This is a genomic window from Streptomyces sp. NPDC048018, assembly GCF_043202995.1.
Taxonomy (GTDB): Bacteria; Actinomycetota; Actinomycetes; order Streptomycetales; family Streptomycetaceae; genus Streptomyces.
This window is the reverse complement of sequence record NZ_JBIDBK010000011.1, coordinates 92,024-108,881: the sequence shown is the minus strand read 5'-3', so window position 1 is coordinate 108,881 and position 16,858 is coordinate 92,024. Positions and strand designations below refer to the sequence as shown.

Annotated in this window: 14 protein-coding genes; 6 read left to right on the top strand and 8 right to left on the bottom strand. The window is 74.0% G+C overall.

What is annotated here, in order from left to right:
• Positions 1 to 160: 160 nt before the first annotated feature.
• The 4 genes from ACGF1Z_RS31640 to ACGF1Z_RS31625 form a co-directional block, all read right to left on the bottom strand.
• Positions 161 to 835 carry a pyridoxal 5'-phosphate synthase gene (locus tag ACGF1Z_RS31640; protein ID WP_393009477.1) on the bottom strand — a complete coding sequence of 225 codons (675 nt, stop codon included), beginning with the start codon at positions 833 to 835 and terminating at the stop codon, positions 161 to 163.
• 54 nt (positions 836 to 889) lie between these two features.
• A complete protein-coding gene (locus ACGF1Z_RS31635) occupies positions 890 to 4,255 on the bottom strand; it encodes a FlgD immunoglobulin-like domain containing protein (protein ID WP_393009476.1) in 3,366 nt (1,121 codons plus the stop codon).
• Positions 4,256 to 4,401: 146 nt separating this feature from the next.
• Positions 4,402 to 5,646, bottom strand: coding sequence for an FAD-dependent monooxygenase (locus ACGF1Z_RS31630; protein WP_393009475.1), 1,245 nt, complete (start codon positions 5,644 to 5,646; stop codon positions 4,402 to 4,404).
• Between the two features lie 122 nt (positions 5,647 to 5,768).
• Positions 5,769 to 6,932 carry an acetyl-CoA acetyltransferase gene (locus ACGF1Z_RS31625; protein ID WP_393009474.1) on the bottom strand — a complete coding sequence of 388 codons (1,164 nt, stop codon included), beginning with the start codon at positions 6,930 to 6,932 and terminating at the stop codon, positions 5,769 to 5,771.
• A gap of 106 nt (positions 6,933 to 7,038) precedes the next feature.
• Between ACGF1Z_RS31625 and ACGF1Z_RS31620 the strand changes: the two genes are divergently transcribed.
• On the top strand, positions 7,039 to 8,274 hold the full coding sequence (locus ACGF1Z_RS31620) for an acyl-CoA dehydrogenase family protein (RefSeq protein WP_393009473.1): 1,236 nt from the start codon (positions 7,039 to 7,041) through the stop codon (positions 8,272 to 8,274).
• Positions 8,275 to 8,292: 18 nt separating this feature from the next.
• Positions 8,293 to 8,808, top strand: a complete 516-nt coding sequence (locus tag ACGF1Z_RS31615; protein WP_393009541.1) for a nitroreductase family deazaflavin-dependent oxidoreductase — start codon at positions 8,293 to 8,295, stop codon at positions 8,806 to 8,808.
• Between the two features lie 270 nt (positions 8,809 to 9,078).
• Here ACGF1Z_RS31615 and ACGF1Z_RS31610 read toward each other — a convergent pair whose 3' ends face one another.
• Positions 9,079 to 9,726: a TetR family transcriptional regulator gene (locus tag ACGF1Z_RS31610; RefSeq protein ID WP_376636920.1), complete on the bottom strand. Its 648-nt coding sequence runs from the start codon at positions 9,724 to 9,726 to the stop codon at positions 9,079 to 9,081.
• 242 nt (positions 9,727 to 9,968) lie between these two features.
• On the opposite strand from ACGF1Z_RS31610, the gene ACGF1Z_RS31605 reads away from it, so the two are divergent.
• Both ACGF1Z_RS31605 and ACGF1Z_RS31600 read left to right on the top strand, forming a co-directional pair.
• Entirely contained in the window at positions 9,969 to 10,763 is a 795-nt protein-coding gene (locus tag ACGF1Z_RS31605) for a VOC family protein (protein WP_393009472.1), read from the top strand.
• A gap of 515 nt (positions 10,764 to 11,278) precedes the next feature.
• Positions 11,279 to 13,672, top strand: a complete 2,394-nt coding sequence (locus ACGF1Z_RS31600) for a PQQ-binding-like beta-propeller repeat protein (protein ID WP_393009471.1) — start codon at positions 11,279 to 11,281, stop codon at positions 13,670 to 13,672.
• 64 nt (positions 13,673 to 13,736) lie between these two features.
• Here the strand turns inward: ACGF1Z_RS31600 and ACGF1Z_RS31595 are convergent, their stop codons facing one another.
• Complete coding sequence (locus tag ACGF1Z_RS31595) at positions 13,737 to 14,315, bottom strand: hypothetical protein (RefSeq protein ID WP_393009470.1); 579 nt, start codon at positions 14,313 to 14,315, stop codon at positions 13,737 to 13,739.
• A 146-nt stretch (positions 14,316 to 14,461) separates the two neighbouring features.
• Between ACGF1Z_RS31595 and ACGF1Z_RS31590 the strand changes: the two genes are divergently transcribed.
• Positions 14,462 to 15,028 carry a hypothetical protein gene (locus tag ACGF1Z_RS31590; protein WP_393009469.1) on the top strand — a complete coding sequence of 189 codons (567 nt, stop codon included), beginning with the start codon at positions 14,462 to 14,464 and terminating at the stop codon, positions 15,026 to 15,028.
• 76 nt (positions 15,029 to 15,104) lie between these two features.
• On the top strand, positions 15,105 to 15,608 hold the full coding sequence (locus tag ACGF1Z_RS31585; protein WP_393009468.1) for a hypothetical protein: 504 nt from the start codon (positions 15,105 to 15,107) through the stop codon (positions 15,606 to 15,608).
• Positions 15,609 to 15,629: 21 nt separating this feature from the next.
• Here ACGF1Z_RS31585 and ACGF1Z_RS31580 read toward each other — a convergent pair whose 3' ends face one another.
• Both ACGF1Z_RS31580 and ACGF1Z_RS31575 read right to left on the bottom strand, forming a co-directional pair.
• A complete protein-coding gene (locus ACGF1Z_RS31580) occupies positions 15,630 to 16,412 on the bottom strand; it encodes an enoyl-CoA hydratase/isomerase family protein (RefSeq protein ID WP_393009467.1) in 783 nt (260 codons plus the stop codon).
• Positions 16,409 to 16,846 carry a Zn-ribbon domain-containing OB-fold protein gene (locus ACGF1Z_RS31575; RefSeq protein WP_393009466.1) on the bottom strand — a complete coding sequence of 146 codons (438 nt, stop codon included), beginning with the start codon at positions 16,844 to 16,846 and terminating at the stop codon, positions 16,409 to 16,411. The genes ACGF1Z_RS31580 and ACGF1Z_RS31575 overlap by 4 nt, the downstream gene beginning before the upstream one ends.
• Positions 16,847 to 16,858 lie beyond the last annotated feature (12 nt).

Below are 16,858 nucleotides of genomic sequence, written 5' to 3'. Positions count from 1 at the left end.
CGTCCGGCCGCCGTCTTCGGTCTGCGCCTGCCGCCTTCGGGCTTCAGCCTTCGCGGTCTGCCGTCTTCGCGGCCTTACGCCTTCGGCGGGGCCCGTCGGTCCGCCCCGGCCCTCCCGGCCGGGGCGGCCGGGCCCCTGGGGCGCGTCGCACCGCCGGGGGCTACGGCCAGAGCAGTTCCCGGGCCCAGGAGCCGTCGGCGGTCCTGCGGTAGCGCAGCCGTACGTGCCGGCGCTGCGCGTCGCCCTGGAAGAACTCGACCTCGGCCGGCTCGACGACGTACACCGTCCAGCTCTCGGCGTGCGCCGCGGGCTCGCGACGGGCCCGGTCCCAGGCGGCGGCGCCGGCCCGCGCGAGCGTGCCGAGGTCGTCCAGGGGTTCGCTCTGACGCCCCACGAGCGCGGAGGCGAGGGCCCCGGTGGTGCGCGCGTGGAGGTCGGCGTAGGCCTCCTCGCGGGTGCCGGTGACGACCGGTCCCCGCACCCGCACCTGCCGTCCCCGCACCGGCCAGTAGAAGCCGAGCGCCGCCTCGGGGCGGGCGGCCAGCTGGCGGCCCTTGGCGCTGCCCGCGTGCGAGGCGAAGTGCCAGCCGCGCGCGTCCGCGCCGTGCAGCATCACCGTCCGCACGTCGGGCCGTCCGTCCGCGTCCGCCGTGGCGAGCGACATGGTGTGCGGCTCCACGGCCCCCGCCGCCACCGCGTCGGCGAACCACGCGTGGAAGAGCGCCACCGGCTCCTCCGGCGCGTCCTCCGGCGCGAACCCGGGGAGTTCGGTGTCCCAGACCCGCAAGGACCGCAGGGCCTCCTGAAAACGCCGTTCGTCATCCATGGCGTCCATCATGAGGCCCTGCGGGGGAGGTGCGGCATCCGCACCGGTGCGGCTACCGCTGGATCAGCCGGTGTAGTAGCCGGCGACGTCGACGATGAGGTCGACGGTGCCGGAGTGGTTGTAGAGGGTGATCTGGCCGTCCTTGACCGGGACGACCACCAGGTTGGGCACGGTCTGGCCCGCGGTGAAGTTGAGACTGGACACCGCCGGGCGCCGGTCCCCGGACGGGTACACCGAGACGTAGCCGGCGGCCGTCGGGTTGGTGACGGTGACGTTCACGGCCACGGCGGTGACATCGCCCGGGATCACTCCCTGGCCGCCGACCCACACGTTCCGGGTCTGGCCCGCGCCGACCTTGGCGGGCGGCACCGGCTCGTAGAAGCGGGTGTCGAGGGCCCGGTAGGGCTGCATGGCGGTGAAGGTGCCGCCGGGGCCGTCGGTGAAGTACCCGGCGACGTCCGCGAGCAGGTCCACCGTTCCCGCGTGGTTGTAGAACGTGACCTTGCCCTCCACCACCGGGACGACCACGTGGTTCGCGACGGTGCGGCCGGCGGTGAAGTTCAGGTTCGAGACCGAGGCGCGCGGGGCGCCGTACGGCTGGACCGAGACGTAGCCGCCCTTGGTCGCGTTGGTCGCGGTCACGTTGAGGACCACGGCCTTCGCGGAGGCGTCCGGCACGGCGAGCGTGACGGTGCCGCGCTCGCCGACCTTCGCCTTCGGCACACCGAGGCCGCTGCGGGTGTCCATCAGCCGGCTGGGGGTGACGGGCCGGTAGACGGCCCCGCCCTTGCCCTCCTCGTAGTAGCCGGCCACGTCGGCGAGGAGGTCGGTCGAGCCGCTCTGGTTGTAGAAGTTCACCTTGCCGTCGACCACCGGGACGACGGCCGAGTTGGAGACGGTCCGGCCGGCGGTGAAGTTGAGGTGCGAACCGGCGGTCCGGTTCGTGCCGGAGGCGTAGGCGGTGACGAAGCCCGGGGCGGTCGGCGCGACCGCGGTGACGTTGAGGACGACCGCGGTGACGCCGGTCGCCGGAACGCCGCCGGCGCCCGTGACCTTGAGCGTGACCGTCTTGCCCGGGCCCACCTTGGCCTTCGGCACACCGAGCCCGGTCCGGGTGTCCATCAGGCGGGTGGGGGTCAGGGGGCGGAAGGTGCCCGGCAGGCTGGTGACGCGGTTGTCCCACACGTCGAGCGTGTCGGTGGTCCGCACGGCCGGGCCGACGCCGTCGGCGGGCTGCGCGGTCAGGACGAAGGTGTAGCGGCCGCCCTCGACGCCGCGGCCCGTGTCGTCCCTGCCGTCCCACGTGAAACGCACGCCCGCGGCCGTGCCGTGGGCGCCCCGGAAGGTGCGCACGGTGCGACCGGCCGCGTTCTTGATCTCCGCGGTCCAGGCGCCCACGGCGCGCGACGTGCGCACGCTGACCTCTCGCTCACCGTTGTAGAGCGGGTCGCCCTCGACCAGGGTGAGCGGCTGGGGGGTGATCGGGACGCGCTTGACGTGGACGTTCTCGGCGCTGTCGAAGTAGGCGACGTTCTGACCGAACTTGTCCACGGTCCAGCGCGTGCCGCGGTCCGAGGCGGACGAGGCCGGGAGGTCCGCGAGGTCGGAGGTCTGCCCGGTGGCGGCGTTCGTGAGCTTCAGCTTGTCGCCCTCGTGCCGGACGACGAAGCCGTCGCCGAGCAGCGCCTCACCGGCCGGGACCGGCACGCTCTTCTTCAGCGTGTGGTCGTAGACGCCCGCCTTCGCCGTCCCGCAGGCCCAGTACAGCCAGCGCCCCACGGCCCGCAGGTCGGTGGGCCGGCAGTCCGACCTGAGGTCGACGGCCGGAGAGGTCGCCTTCGTCTTCAGGTCGTAGGAGTTGACCAGATCGGACGCCGGGGCGGTGCCGGCCGGCTTCCACGCCTTGCTGCCCCACACGGCGACGGGGGTGTTCGGGAGGGTGAGCAGGACGGACGGCTGGTCGGCGGTGTAGTTCTCGAGGTCGCCGACGTAGGTGGTGTCGCCGCCCTTGGCCACGACGTAGCGGCCCGCCGCGTCCACGAGGGTGTCGGCGGAGGGAAGGCTGAAACCCTTGTACGAGTTGGTTTCGAGGGGGGCGGCGAGTCTCGGACCCCACAGGACCGCCGAGTCGCCGTCGCCGAGCGAGGCGAGGCCGTTGACCGGGTCGACGATGAAGGAGAACCGCCGCTTCGGCGCTCCCGCCTGGGGGGTGCCGGTCAGATCGGTGTCGACGTCGGTGAGGTCGGTCCAGTCGTCGCGCCGGCTGATGTGGCTCAGCCGGCCGGCGCCGAGGGCGATGCGGGAGATCGTCCGGGGAACGGGGGGGATCGTGCGCAGACGCGTCAGCCGGGGTGTGCCGTCGTCCCCCACGGTGATCCGGTGAAGGGCCCAGTCGAGGGCGTCCGTGCCCCCGGCGACGAGGACGCCGCCGTCGGGCGCGACGGCGAAGGCGCCCTGTTGGGCGGACTTCAGGAGTTCGGTGGCCGTCCCGCCGCCGACCGGGATCGCGCGCAGGGCGTGGCCGGCGAGGTAGCCGTTCTCGGGATAGAGCAGGTTCCGCTGGTAGACGACGGTGTCACCGGTGACGGTGAAGTACAGGCCCGGCCCCTCCTTGCCGACGGGGGCCGGGAGGACGGTCTCCACGGGCGTGGCCGTCGGGTTGTCGCGGGGGACCGAGAGCAGCGGCTTGCCGTTGCCGGGGTAGTACACGATGTGCCGCTCGCCGAGGGCGAACCAGCCGGTGGGCGCGATGGCGGCCGGGAGCGGCCGCACCGTGGCGGTCGCGTAGTCGAGCAGGTAGGTGGCGACCGGGCCGTCGGCGACGGGCCGGATCCTGAGGAGCGCGCCCTTCAGGTCCTGCTTGATCGCGGTGATCGGGCCCAGGGCCCTGGGGATGTCGGCGACGGTCCGGGTCGTGGTCGTGCCGTCCTCGGCCGCCTGGTACAGGGTGAGCGAGGTCAGCCCGGTCGTGTCCTGGGTGTAGGCGAGGGTGGTGTCGGCGTTGTAGGTCTTGGACCACACCTGGCCGCCGGGGATCGTGATGCTCTTCTTGGCGTCCGAGCCGACTTCGGCGACGGTGACCGTGCGCGGCTGGTCGAAGGGCTCGGTGCTGATGGTCGCGTGGAGACCGGAGTGGCCCGCGGCCTGTGCATCGCCGATCGGGGTGTCGGTGCCCGTCGCGTAGTCCGTCCAGACCGCTCCGGTCGTGCCTTCGACCACGTGTGCGTAGCCGGTCGTGCCGGCCTGCCTCAGGGAGTCGACGCGCGGCATCGCGCGCCCCGGGTTCGGGATCACCACCTCGTCGGCGGCGGCCGTCCCGGCGGCGGGGGTCGTGGCGGTCGCGGGTGCCGCGACCGTGGTGGTCAGTCCGGCCGCGATGCCGAGGGCGGTGGCCGCGGCCAGCGACGCTCTGCGGGCGTGGATGTTCAAGGAAGTCCCCTCCGAGGGCCTGATGCAGGCAGAGGACGGGTGGCCTTCGTTCGCGCGTTCCCGCGCGGCCCCCTCCGGCGCTTCCCGTCCGAAGGCGTGATCGTAACAGTGGCCCCGTACCGGCTGTCAGAGAGTTTCGAACTCGTTCAGGCCACCTGGCGCGGTGCGCCGTACTCCTTGACCGGGACCGCGTTCGCCGCGCGCTGGATCTCCTCGCGGATCTTCTTCGCGATCAGGTTCTTGAAGGGCGTCCGGGGCAGGACGCGCACCATGAACATGCGCAGGGCGATCTTGCGGCGCGACGAGACGGTCATCTCCTTGGCGAACCGCTCCGCGAAGCTCTGGTTGAGCTCGACGCCCGGCCGCATCACCTCCTCGTACGCGGCGAAGCCCGTGACGTGGTCGCCGCCGGCCGCGGCGAGTTCACCGGCCAGGACGTACGCGCCGGTGAGGGCGAGGCCGGTGCCCTGGCCCGAGGCGGGGGAGGTGCAGTGCGCGGCGTCGCCGAGGAGGACGACCCGGCCCCTGGACCAGCGGTCCAGGTGGATGGTGGAGATCGAGTCGAAGTAGAAGTCGTCCGCGTCCGCCGCGTCGGCGATCAGCCGCGGGATCTCCCAGTCGTCGCCCGCGAAGGCCTCGGCCAGGAGGCGCTTCTGGGCCGCGATGTCCCGGTGGTCGTAGGCGAGTTCGGCGGGTGCGGCGAAGACGAGGCAGTTCTTGGCGGTGGCCGCGCTCTCACCGGCCGTGCTGTAGACGGAGACCAGCTTGTCCGGGCGGGCGTGGTAGGTCTCCCAGCGGTCGAGGCCCAGGCGGTCGGGGCCGGTGAAGAGGGAGATGTACGCGCCGAGGTGGCGCCGGTGGTGCCGCTCGTCGCCGAAGACCAGGCGCCGCGTGGCGGAGTGCAGGCCGTCCGCGCCGACCACGAGGTCGAACCGGCGACGGGTGCCGCTCTCGAAGACCACGTCCACGCCCTCGCCGTCGTCGTGCAGGGAGGAGACGGAGTCGCCGAAGACGTACTCGACGTCCTCTCGGGTGCGCTCGTAGAGGATGCGGGCGAGATCGCCGCGCATGATCTCCTCGTCCTGCTCCTCGCGTCCGCCGAAGATCGCGGCGGGCAGCTCGCCGACGGTGCGGCCCTCGGAGTCGACGTAGGAGCCGCCGGCCATGTCGGTGGAGTGGGCGCGGACCTCGTCGAGGATGCCCATCCGCGCGCAGATCTCGACGGCGCCGCCGCGCAGGTCGACCTTGTAGCCGCCGGTGCGCACCGCCGGGGCCTTCTCGACGACGGTGGCGGCGAAGCCGTAGCGGTGCAGCCAGAGGGCGAGCGCGGGGCCGGCGATGGAGGCGCCGGAGATCAGGACGGTCCTGGCGGGGCGGGCGGTGGTGGTCACGGCGGGACTCCTCGGTCGGTTCGGTGCGGGGCCGGCCGGCCCCGCACCGATGACTATACGGATGTCCTACACGCGTGTCTATGACGCTTGTATAGATTCTTGGATCCCCCGTCCGGGCCGGGTCAGCCGCGGCCCAGCACCACCGTCCCCGAGGAGCAGAACCAGCCCCCCGTCCCGGACGCCACCGCCAGCTCCGGCAGCGAGCCGTCCGGGCGCCGGACCTGGAGGCCCGGCGCCTCTCCGCGCAGCTGGCGGACCGCCTCGACCAGCAGGAACAGGCCGCGCATGCCCGGATGGCAGGCCGAGAGGCCGCCGCCGTCCGTGTTCACCGCGACACGGTCCTTCTCGGCGAAGAACGCCCCGCCCTCGCCCTTGGCGCAGAACCCCAGGTCCTCCAGCGTCACGAGCGTCATATAGGTGAACGCGTCGTAGATCTCCGCCACGTCGACCTCGGCGGGGCGCACTCCCGCCCGCGCGAAGGCGAGCCGCCCGCTCACCGCCGCCGGGGAGACGGTGAAGTCCTCCCACTCCGACATCGTGGTGTGCGAGACGTGCTCGCCCGTGCCGAGGATCCAGACCGGCGCCTTCGCCGTGTCCGGCACGTACTCCTCGGCCGCGAGCAGCACCGCGCAGCCGCCGTCGCTGCGGATGCAGCAGTGCAGCCTGGTGAAGGGGTCCGCGATCATCGGCCCGCCGAGCACGTCGTCGACCGTGATCGGGTCCCGGAACATGGCCTCCGGGTTGAGCGCCGCGTGGGCCCGCGCCCGGACGGCGACCTCGGCGAGCTGCTCCAGGGTCGTGCCGTACTCGTGCATGTGCCGGCGGGCGGCCATCGCGTACTTGGCGATCAGGCTGTGGCCGTACGGCACCTCGAACTGCAGCGGGCCGCGCGACCCGAAGGAGAGGTTGCCGGTGCGCCGCCGGGCTTTGATGTCGGCGCGCGCGGTGGAGCCGTAGACGAGCAGGACGGCGTTGGCGTGACCGGCGGCCACGGCGTCGGCGGCGTGCGCCGCCATGACCTCCCAGGTGGCGCCGCCGACGCCGGTGGAGTCCACCCAGCGGGGGCGGAGTCCCAGGTATTCGGCGACCTCGACCGGTGCGAGGGTGCCGAGGCCCGCGGAGGCCAGGCCGTCGATCACCGAGCGGTCGAGGCCGCTGTCCGCGAGGGCGCGGCGGGCGGCCTGGGCGTGCAGGGCGTAGGGGGTGGCCTCGTCGACGCGGCCGCAGTCGGAGTGGGCTATGCCGACGACGGCGACGCGACGGCGGTCCCGGGTGAGGGTGGGCATGAATCTGACGGTACATCAGATTTGTTGCTCCGACAGGGTCGCCGGGCTGTGCATCTGCCCCGCGCGGTCCTAGCATGACGCACCGTCAGATACGGAGGGGAGACCCATGCGTACCGCCGCCGTCACCGAAGAACAGCAGGAGATCCGCCGCACCCTGCGCGAACTCCTCGCCAAGCGCGCCGGACCGGCCGAGATCCGCGCGGCCGTCACCACCCACGAGGGGTACGACACCGCGCTCTGGGCCGCCCTCGCCGGCACCCTCGGCCTGCCCGGACTCGCCCTGCCCGAGCGGTACGGAGGAGTCGGCTGCGGCCCCGCCGAACTCGCCCTCGCCTGCGAGGAGACCGGCCGCGTCCTCGCCCCCTCCCCACTGCTCGCCACCAGCGTCCTCGCCGCCCCGCTGATCGCCGCCCTCGGCACCGAGCGGCAGCGCGCCGAACTCCTGCCACGGATCGCCGACGGCACCCTGACCTGCGCCCTCGCCCTTCCCGGCGGCTCGCTCCCGCTCGCCCTCGGCCTCACCGGCGACAACGCCGCCGAGCCCTGGGCGGGCGACGGGCGCTCCGGCGGCGTGCAGGCCACCCGGCCCGGCGGCGCGGGCTGGGTGCTGTACGGCGAGGCCGGGCACGTCCTCGACGGGCACAGCGCCGGGCTGCTCGTGGTCGCCGCGCACACCGGCGGCTTCCCGCGCAGCCGCACCCTGCTCTTCCTCGTACGCGCCGACGCGGCCGGCCTCGTCCGCCGCCGCCTGCCGACCCTGGACGTCACCCGCCCCCAGGCCCTCGTCGAACTGCGTGACGCCGAGGCCGAGCTGCTGGGCGAGGAGCCGGCCGACACGCTCGCCGCGCTCGCCGCGACCGGGCGCACCGCGGCCGTCATGCTCGCCGCCGAGGCGGTCGGCGCCGCGCGCGGCGCACTCGACCGGACCGTCGAACACACCACCAGCCGACGGCAGTTCGGGCGCCCCATCGCCTCCTTCCAGGCGATCGGGCACCGCCTCGCCGACCTCCTCGTCCAGATCGAGTCGGCCCGCTCCCTCACGGTCTGCGCGGCTCGGGAGGAGCAGGGCGTCTCCGGGGCGCTCGCCCTCGCGCAGGCGCTGGAGGCGCAGCGCGCCGCGGCCGCCGAGGCCGTCCAGCTGCACGGCGGCCTCGGCATCACCTGGGAGCACGACGCCCAGCTCTACTTCAAGCGCGCCGCCGCCGACGAGCTCCTCTTCGGCCCGGCCCACCGGCTGCGCGCCCGCGCCGCCGAGTGCGAGGGCCTGTTCGGCGGGGGCGCCGGAGCGGGCGGGGGATCCGCGACCGGCGTCGCTCCGGGCGCTTCCGGGGAGGTGGCCTAGGTGCCGGTCGGACTGCGCATGATGCAGAAGGTCTCGTCCACCCGGGCCTTCGCGAGGATCGCCCCGCACGTCGTCCCCGCCATGGACCGGGCCGTGCACCGGCTCACCCGCGGGAAGGTGATGCTCAGCGCACGGATGCTCCCGGGCGTCATCCTCACCGCCAGGGGTGCCAGGACCGGGCAGCCGCGGATCACCCCGCTCGCCTGCATGCCGGAGCCGGAGGGCACCTGGCTGCTCGTCGGCTCCAACTTCGGACGTCCGGACCACCCGGCCTGGACCGCCAATCTGCTCGCCCACCCGGACGCCCGGGTCAGCTGGCGCGGCGAGAGCTTCCCCGTACGGGCGCGGCTGCTGGCGGGGGAGGAGCGGGCCGCCGCCTGGCGTGCGGTGCTCGCCTTCTGGCCGCCGTACGCGACGTACCAGGCACGGATCGACCGGGAGATCCGGCTCTTCCGGCTCACGCGGGGCCCGGGCGGTCCGGACGGGCCCGGTGGGCCGGACGGTCCGGGTGCTTCGGGTGCCTCGGGCGCTTAGGGCGGCGAGAGTGGGCCCGGCGGGGCGGGGGGCGCCGGCGGCCCGGGTGGTCCCGGCGGGAAGTGACGGGGGCCGAAGCGGATTCCGGGGCGATCCGGCCGACGGGCCGATGGGGCCGACGGGGGTCCGGAGATCGACCGGGCGGGTGAAGGGGGAGAACGGAACCGGCGGCGGTCACGCGTCCGTAGCTCGGGTACTTCGTACCCGGTACGGACGGGACCGCCGCCGGTGCGACAGGACGGGTGAAGGGGAGCCGGATGCTCTCGGGGGCTACTTCGTCGGCTTCTTGCCCGTGATCCCCAGGTGCACCAACAGGGCGAGGTTCGGCTTGAGTTCGGCCTGCTTCACGCCCCAGGTCTGGAAGCCCTTCTGGTGGCCTGCGACCGCAGCCAGCATCGCCACCAGTGAGCCCGCCATCGCCGCGGGGCTGACGTCCTTGTCGACCTTGCCCTTCGACTGGAGCTCCTTCACCGCGTCCGTCAGGGAGTTGGTGACCGAGTTCAGGATCTTCATGCGGATCTTGTAGAACCGCTTGTCGCCCTCCGCGGCCCCGAGGTCCACCACCCGCAGGATCGCGTCGTGCTTGCGCCAGAAGTCGAGGAATCCCTCGACCAGGTCCTCGGAGGACTGCCAGCCGGCCTTGCCGACCCAGGAGCGACCGGAGACGAGCTCCGTCAACCCCGCGCCCTCCTTGGCCATTTCCTCCGCGATCTCGAGGACGGCACCCTCGACGTCAGGGAAGTACTGGTAGAACGTCGCGGGTGAAGTACCCGCCTTCCGGGCCACGTCGATGACCTTGACGTCCCGGTAGGGCGAGGAGCTGAGCATCTCGCCGAGGCAGTCCAGCAGCTTCTGCCGCGTCGCCTGGCCGCGTCGTCCGGCCACGCGGCCGTCGACGGTGCGTACTTGTCCTGTCATGCCGTCAGCTTACCGAGGGGTGATCGGCGCGCGATTCGGCCGACTGCAAATGGGGTGCACCCCCCTCACCGGCGCTTCTCCGACCGCCGCGCGCCCCTCGTTGAGCTTATTAACAGCCTGTGGACAACTTCGGTGGACAACCCAGGCAGGGCAAGGGTTCCGTAGGATAAATGGGTACAAGCGTTCGTTTTCTGGCGTCGCATGTGGGTGCGGGACCGGGGCGGCACGCCCATCCTGGTGCCATGGGCGTATTCGCACAGGGCACCCCGTGCTGGGTGGACGCGCAGCTTCCCGACCTCGAGGCGGGCAAGCGCTTCTACGGTGAGCTCTTCGGCTGGAGCTTCGACCCCGACCGCGACGAGGCCCTGCTCCAGGGGCGCCGGGTCGCCGGCCTGCTGCCCAAACGGGACGGGCGGATGCCCACCACCTGGACCGTGTACCTCGCCGCCGGCGACGCCGGCACCGTCGCCGAGCGCGTCAAGGCGGCGGGCGGGCAGATGGTCATGGAGCCGTACCCCGTCGGCCCCTTCGGCGTCATCGCCCTCGCTGCCGACCCCGGCGGCGCCGTCTTCGGACTGCGCCAGTCCGGGGACCAGGACGGCTTCGAGGTCACCAACCGGCCCGGGTCCTTCTGCTGGATGGAGGTCTACACCCGGCGGCCCGAAGCGGTCGACACCTTCTACGCCACCGTCTTCGGCTGGCTCGGCCGCCAGGTCGACCCCGGCGAGGAGGGCCGTGAGGACGGCTTCGACTACCGGATCTGGTCCCCGCCCGGCTCCCGCCCGGGCGACGACACCGCCTTCGGCGGCCGCGCCGTGATCACCGACGCCTTCCCCGCCGAGATGCCCGGCCACGTCCTCGTCTACTTCGCCGTCCGCGACTGCGACGAGACCTGCGCCACCGCCGTCCGCCTCGGCGGACGGGTCACCACCGGCCCCTTCGACACCCCCCACGGGCGCATCGCGGTCCTCCACGACAACCAGGGCGCCCGGTTCGCCGTCCTCGCCGAGCCCCCGGAAGCCGCCGGCGGGCGCTGAACCCGCCCGCTCCGACCCGGTCGGCAGGACCCGTGCGGCGGCGCCCGCGCCGGCGCGGAACGCCCCGGGCCGGCGGCCCGCGAACCGCGAGCGAGGGAGCCCCCGCCGCAGGTCGGCCCCGGCCCGCGGGCCCTAGGGTCTGTCTTTCGGATCATGCCGGGCTCGCGGCGTCTGGCACGCGCATCTGCGGCGTTGTCGTCGGTCGCCAGGGCTCCGCCATGGCTCCCTCCTCCGTCTTGCAGCTGCACGCACCGGACGCCGCTCCCTGATCCGGCCTGATCCGAAAGACAGACCCTGGCCCCCGCGCGGGACGAACCCGCGCCGGCCGGGTCCGCGCTCCGGTGCTCGCGCCGGGGAAGGGGGCAGCGCCGACCCAAACGTACGATCACTCACAAGCGTGATCTATGGAGACGACACCCCGATCCGCCCCCGGGTTCGCAACCACCGCCCCGGACAGGAAGAATCAGGGTCCACGGGGCCGTAATCTCATGGCCCTACGGGGAGGTGGCAGGCAAGTGGAGCAGCTGACGCAGCACGACCCGAGAAGGATCGGGCCCTTCGAGGTGCTGGGCCGGCTCGGTGCGGGCGGAATGGGTCTCGTCTATCTCGCGCGCTCGGCGTCCGGGCGGCGCGTGGCGATCAAGACCGTGCGGACGGAGCTCGCCGAGGACCAGCTGTTCCGTGTCCGCTTCACGCGGGAGGTGGAGGCCGCACGGGCGGTCTCCGGCTTCTACACCGCGGCGGTCGTCGACGCCGATCCGCGGGCCGCGGTGCCGTGGCTCGCGACCGCCTACGTGCCCGCTCCCTCCCTCGAAGAGATAGTGAACGAGTGCGGGCCGCTCCCGGCCCAGGCGGTGCGCTGGCTCGCGGCCGGCGTCGCCGAGGCCCTGCAGTCCATCCACGGCGCGGGCCTGGTGCACCGCGACCTCAAGCCCTCCAACGTCCTCGTGGTCGAGGACGGCCCCCGGGTGATCGACTTCGGCATCGCGTCCGGCGTGTCCAACACGCGCCTGACCATGACCAACGTCGCCGTCGGCACCCCGGCCTACATGTCCCCCGAGCAGGCCCGCGACTCGCGCAGCGTCACCGGCGCCAGCGACGTCTTCTCGCTGGGGTCGATGCTGGTGTTCGCCGCCACCGGACACGCGCCCTACCACGGGGCCAACCCGGTCGAGACGGTCTTCATGCTGCTGCGGGAGGGGCCGGACCTGGAGGGGCTGCCGGACGAGCTGCGGCCGCTGATCGACGCCTGTATGCAGATGGACGTTGCCCAGCGCCCCACCCCGGCGGACCTGCAGGCCATGCTCGCCCCGCACCTCTTCGGCTCCGGCGAGGACGACAGCGGTACGGCCGCCGCCTGGCTGCCGCAGAGCGCCGTCGCCATGATCGAGACCCGGCGCGGCGGCCGGCCCAGCCCGCCGCCCCCGGCCGCCCCGCCGATGCCGCCGCGCCCGCCGCGCGAGCCCGCGGAGTGGGGCGCCGACCCGCGGGGCGGCGGACGCCACGCCGGCCGCTCGGAGGCGGACTCCGCCGGTCCGGTCCGCCTGGCCGGCGCCGCGGTGCCGATCGGTCCCGGACCCCGGGTCGCCGACACCCGTGCGGCCATCGGGGCCGGCGCGGGCGCCGCGGCCGGCGGCGCGACCGGCTGGGTGCGCCCGCCCGGCGGTGGCGCGTTCGCCACCGAGCCCGCCCCGCCGCCCGGCTCCCGCCCGCTGCCCGGGCCCGCCCAGGCCCCGGAGGCGCAGCACACCTCGCCGGCGCAGGCCCCCGAGGCGCCGGGGCACTGGCGCCCCTGGCGGTTCCGCATGTCCAACGACGTGTGGGGCACCCCGGTCGTGGACGGCGACCTGCTCTACGTGACCTCCTTCGAGGTGCACGCGCTGGACACGGCGAGCGGCCGCCGCCAGTTCAAGACGCGGGACGTGGCCTGGTCGATGGCGGTGGCCGCCGGCCGCATCCACGCCTCGGACGGGCCCACCCTCTACGCGCTCGACGCTCACGACGGCGGCGAGCGCTGGCGGCTGCACACGGACGCCTGGGTGTACTCCCTCCAGGTGGACCGGGGCACCGTCGTCACCGGCACCCGCGGCGGCGGCGTGCAGGCCTGGGAGGCCTCCAACGGTGCCAAGCTGTGGGAGGTCACCGGCGCGCAGACCGACTTCGAGACGCCCGAGGGCGGGCCGTCCGTGCACGGGGACACCGTGTACGTGTGGCGCGACGCCCGGCTGCAGGCGCTGGACGCGCGGACCGGCGTGGAGCGCTGGTCGTACCCGATCGGCGACGCCGCGTCCTGCGCCCATGTGCCGGTGCGGGTCGCGCCCGCCGAGGACGGCTGTGTGTACGTGGCCGCCGGCACCCGGGTGCTGTCGGTGGACGTGGCGAGCGGGCACGTCCGCTGGCACTTCGAGGCGCCGGCGGTGTTCGTGTCGCCGCCCGCGTACGCGCCGGGTCCCGCCGTCACGGGCGGCGGGGTCTATCTCGCCGACCACCTGGGCACGGTGTACGCACTGGACGCGACCACCGGCAAGGACCGCTGGCGGATCGCGACCGAGCCGCGCCAGTCCACCGAGCCGGTGCTGGTCGCGGCGGGCAACGTGCACGTCGGGAGCGGCAGCGCGCTCTACACCCTGGACGCGGTCACCGGCACGCCGAAGTGGCGGTTCGCGGCGGGCGGGGAGCTGATCGGCTCCCCGGTGGTCGCCGACGGGCGGGTGCACTTCGGTTCGGCCGACCACGTCCTCTACACCCTGGACGCGAGCGGCGGGCAGCTGCGCTGGAAGCTCGCGACCGGCGGCGAGATCACCGGCTCGCCGGTGGTCGGCAACGGGGTGGTGTACGCGTGCAGCAAGGACCGCTGCGTGTACGCGCTCGACGCGGTGAAGGGCACGGCGACCAACCGGGGCGCGTAGGCCGGGGCCGGCCCCGGTCCGAGGACGGGCCCGGCGGCCGTGCTCCGTCCCGGGGCCCGGCGGCCTAGGCCCGGTGTCCCGGGGGCGGCGGCGTCTCGTCGCGCCCGGGTTCCCAGGGCACGTCCGAGGACGGGGGTGGCGCGGTCCCGGGCGGCGGTGCCTGCTCCGGGGGCGGGCCGCCGACCGCCGGGCGCGGGGCCGCGGGGCCCCCGTCCACCCGGGTGGCGTGCCGGCCGCGGCCGGACATGACGACCGCGCCGGCGATCAGCAGCACCCCGCCGCCGAAGGCCAGGCCGACGCCGTCGTCGAGGCCGTTGCCGGTGGAGCCGACGCTCAGGCCGTCCTCGGCCTGTCCGACGCGCACCATCCACAGGACGGTGAAGCCGAGCACGACGAGCCCGGCCAGGGCGACGAGCAGGCGGGAGCGCAGCACGACCCCGACGAGGGTGAGGACGGCGGCGAAGGCGAAGGGCAGCAGGATCGAGGCGATCACCTCGGCCCTGGCGTCGGTGATGCCGGTGAAGAGGTCCTCGATGCCGTAGGTGCTTCCGTGACGGCCGTCGTACCAGGCACGGAAGGGGCTCCATACGGCGGCCGTCGCTCCGGCGAGTGCCAGGACCGAGCCGACGATGTTGCGGATCACCGCGGGCCTCCTTACGGTCCGGCTCCCGGTCACGACGCTACGCCGGGTGCGGGGGGCCCGCCATGTGACGGCCGGGCGGCGCTAGGGTGACGTGCGCACGAGGCAGGCAGCGTTCGCGATCGGGACGGATGGACGGGGGAACGGCGATGGTCCGCACGAGGCTGAAGCTCGCGGCGACGCTCACGGTGGTGGTGCTCGCGCTGACCGGATTCCAGACGAGCGGCAGCGGCGGCCACGGCAGCGGCAAGAGCAGCAGCCGGTCGGGCAAGAGCAAGAGCGACGGCGGGGGCGGCTGCTCCAGCTCCAGGAAGAACAACCACGACTACGACGACGAGGACTCCTCCGGCTCGGGCGGTTCGGGCTCGGACGACTCCCCGTACACCCCGGCTCCGACCACGTCCGCGTCCCCGACCCCGGACGTCGAGGCCTTCGTCGTGGACTGCGTCCGGGCGGCGCAGAAGAAGCGCAAGGGCAAGCCGGCCCGCAGGGCCGACACCACCACCACGGTGAAGGTCGTCTCGCGTGCCTCGTACGCGCGCACGTTCAGGGTGGTCGTGGAGTTCGAGACGGCGGGCGGCACGGAGGTGGACCGGGCCGAGGCCGTGGTGTCCGTCGACGGCTACGCGTCCGAGGTCGTCGACGTCCCCATGCGGGCGCCGGGCAGGGTCGGTCAGGTCGAGCGGTGTGAGATCGAGTCGGTCACCGTCCAGTAGGGTGTCGTGCGCCTGTCAATCCTCTCGGGGGACGGGCTTCTCTATGCACTCGCACACACTCAACGGGGGTTGAAGCGTGAAGCTTCGTCATGTCCGTGCCATCGCCGTTCTCGGTCTCGCCGTCGTCGCCCTCACCGGCGCCCGCGGCTCCCACGGCGCGAGCTGCGGCGGCGGCCACGGATCCGGTTCCGGCGGCAGCTCCAGCCACTCCAGCAGCGGCTCCGACGGCAGCTCCGGCAGCTCCTCGGGCAGCGTCAGCGGCGTCGGCGGCTCGTCGAGGGACCGTGCCTCGCGCGACGTCAAGATCGACGAGTGCGCGCTCAGCGCGGACGGCAAGCAGCTGGTCGCCAAGGTGACCGTCTCCAACAGCGACTCCTCGGCGTACCTCTACGACGTCACCCTGCAGTTCAAGGGCGCCGCCGGCAAGAGCGTCGACCTCGCACTGGCCCAGGTCGAGGACCTGCGGGTGGAGGGCGGCGCCTCGAAGTCCGCCGAGGCGACCACCCCGTACACCGGCTCCGGCAACGGCTCCGAGTACACCCGCTGCGAGGTCTCCTTCGCCTCCCGCACCAGCGCCTGACGCGGGCCGCCCCGCCCCGTCTCAGCGCAGCCGGAAGCCCCCGCTCCCGCGCCGCCCGGTGAAGAGCTCGGCCTGCCGCTCCGGCGGCAGGTTGCCGAGCGCCACCAGGTGCGGCGCGTGGGCGAGGGCCTGGGCGCGGGCGGCCTCCTTGGCCGACCACAGGGCCCGGACGGTCCCCTGGACGGCCTCCGTCGGGTAGCCGGCGATCACCGTGGCGGCGTGGCGTGCGGCCGCCAGCGCCTCACCCGCCGGGGTGAGTTCGCTGACGAGCCCGGTCTCGTACGCCCGCCGCGCGGAGATCCGCTCGGCGGTGCCCATGAGCGCCATCCGGGCGACCTCGCCGAAGGGCATCCGCTGCGCCATGTGGATGGTCTCGAAGGCGCTGACCATGCCGTAGGCGGTGTGCGGGTCGAAGAACGCGGCGCCCTCGCCGGCGACGAGGAACTCCGCCTCGCCGAGCAGGTAGAAGGCGCCGCCGCAGGCCATGCCCTCGACGGCCGCGACGACCGGTTTCCACAGGTCGTTGGCCTTGGGCCCGATGGCGACGAGGGGGTCGTCGATCGTGTACGGGGAGGAGGGCTGGGGCACCTGCCCGGCGGCGGCGCGGTCGATGCCGGTGCAGAAGGCCCGTCCGCCGGCGCCGGTGACGACGATCGCCCGCACCTCGTCCTCGTGGCGGAAGCCCCGCCAGGCCTCGCCGAGCAGCCGGGCCATGTCCAGGGTGATCGCGTTGTGCCGGTCGGGCCGGTCGAGGGTGACGACGGCGATCCCGTGCTCCTTGTCCCGCTCGACGCGGACGGTCACGCGCGCTCCAGGAGCCAGCGGGGCACGGTGACGCCGTCGATCGTGGTGAAGGCGACCTTCACGGCCGCGCCGATGCGCAGCCGGGCCGGGTCGACGGAGTTGAGGGGCGCGCCGGGGGCGGCGACGACGTTGCCCGCGAGGCGGATGCGGGGGGCGTCGGCGAGTTCGACGAGGACCGCGTTGTACGGGGCCTGGGCGGCGTAGTCGGGCAGCAGCGGTGGGTGCGGGAGCACGAAGGACCAGATCCGGCCGCGCCCGGACATCGGGCGCCAGGTGCTGTCGAAGGACCGGCAGTGCGGGCAGCAGGGGCGGGGCGGGAAGCGGAGCTCGCCGCAGTCGGGGGCGGCGCAGGCCTGGACGCGCAGTTCGCCCCGGGCGGCGTACTCCCAGAACGGGGCGCCGTCCTCGTCGATGACGGGTGTGAGCAGGCCCATGGGGCCCTCCTT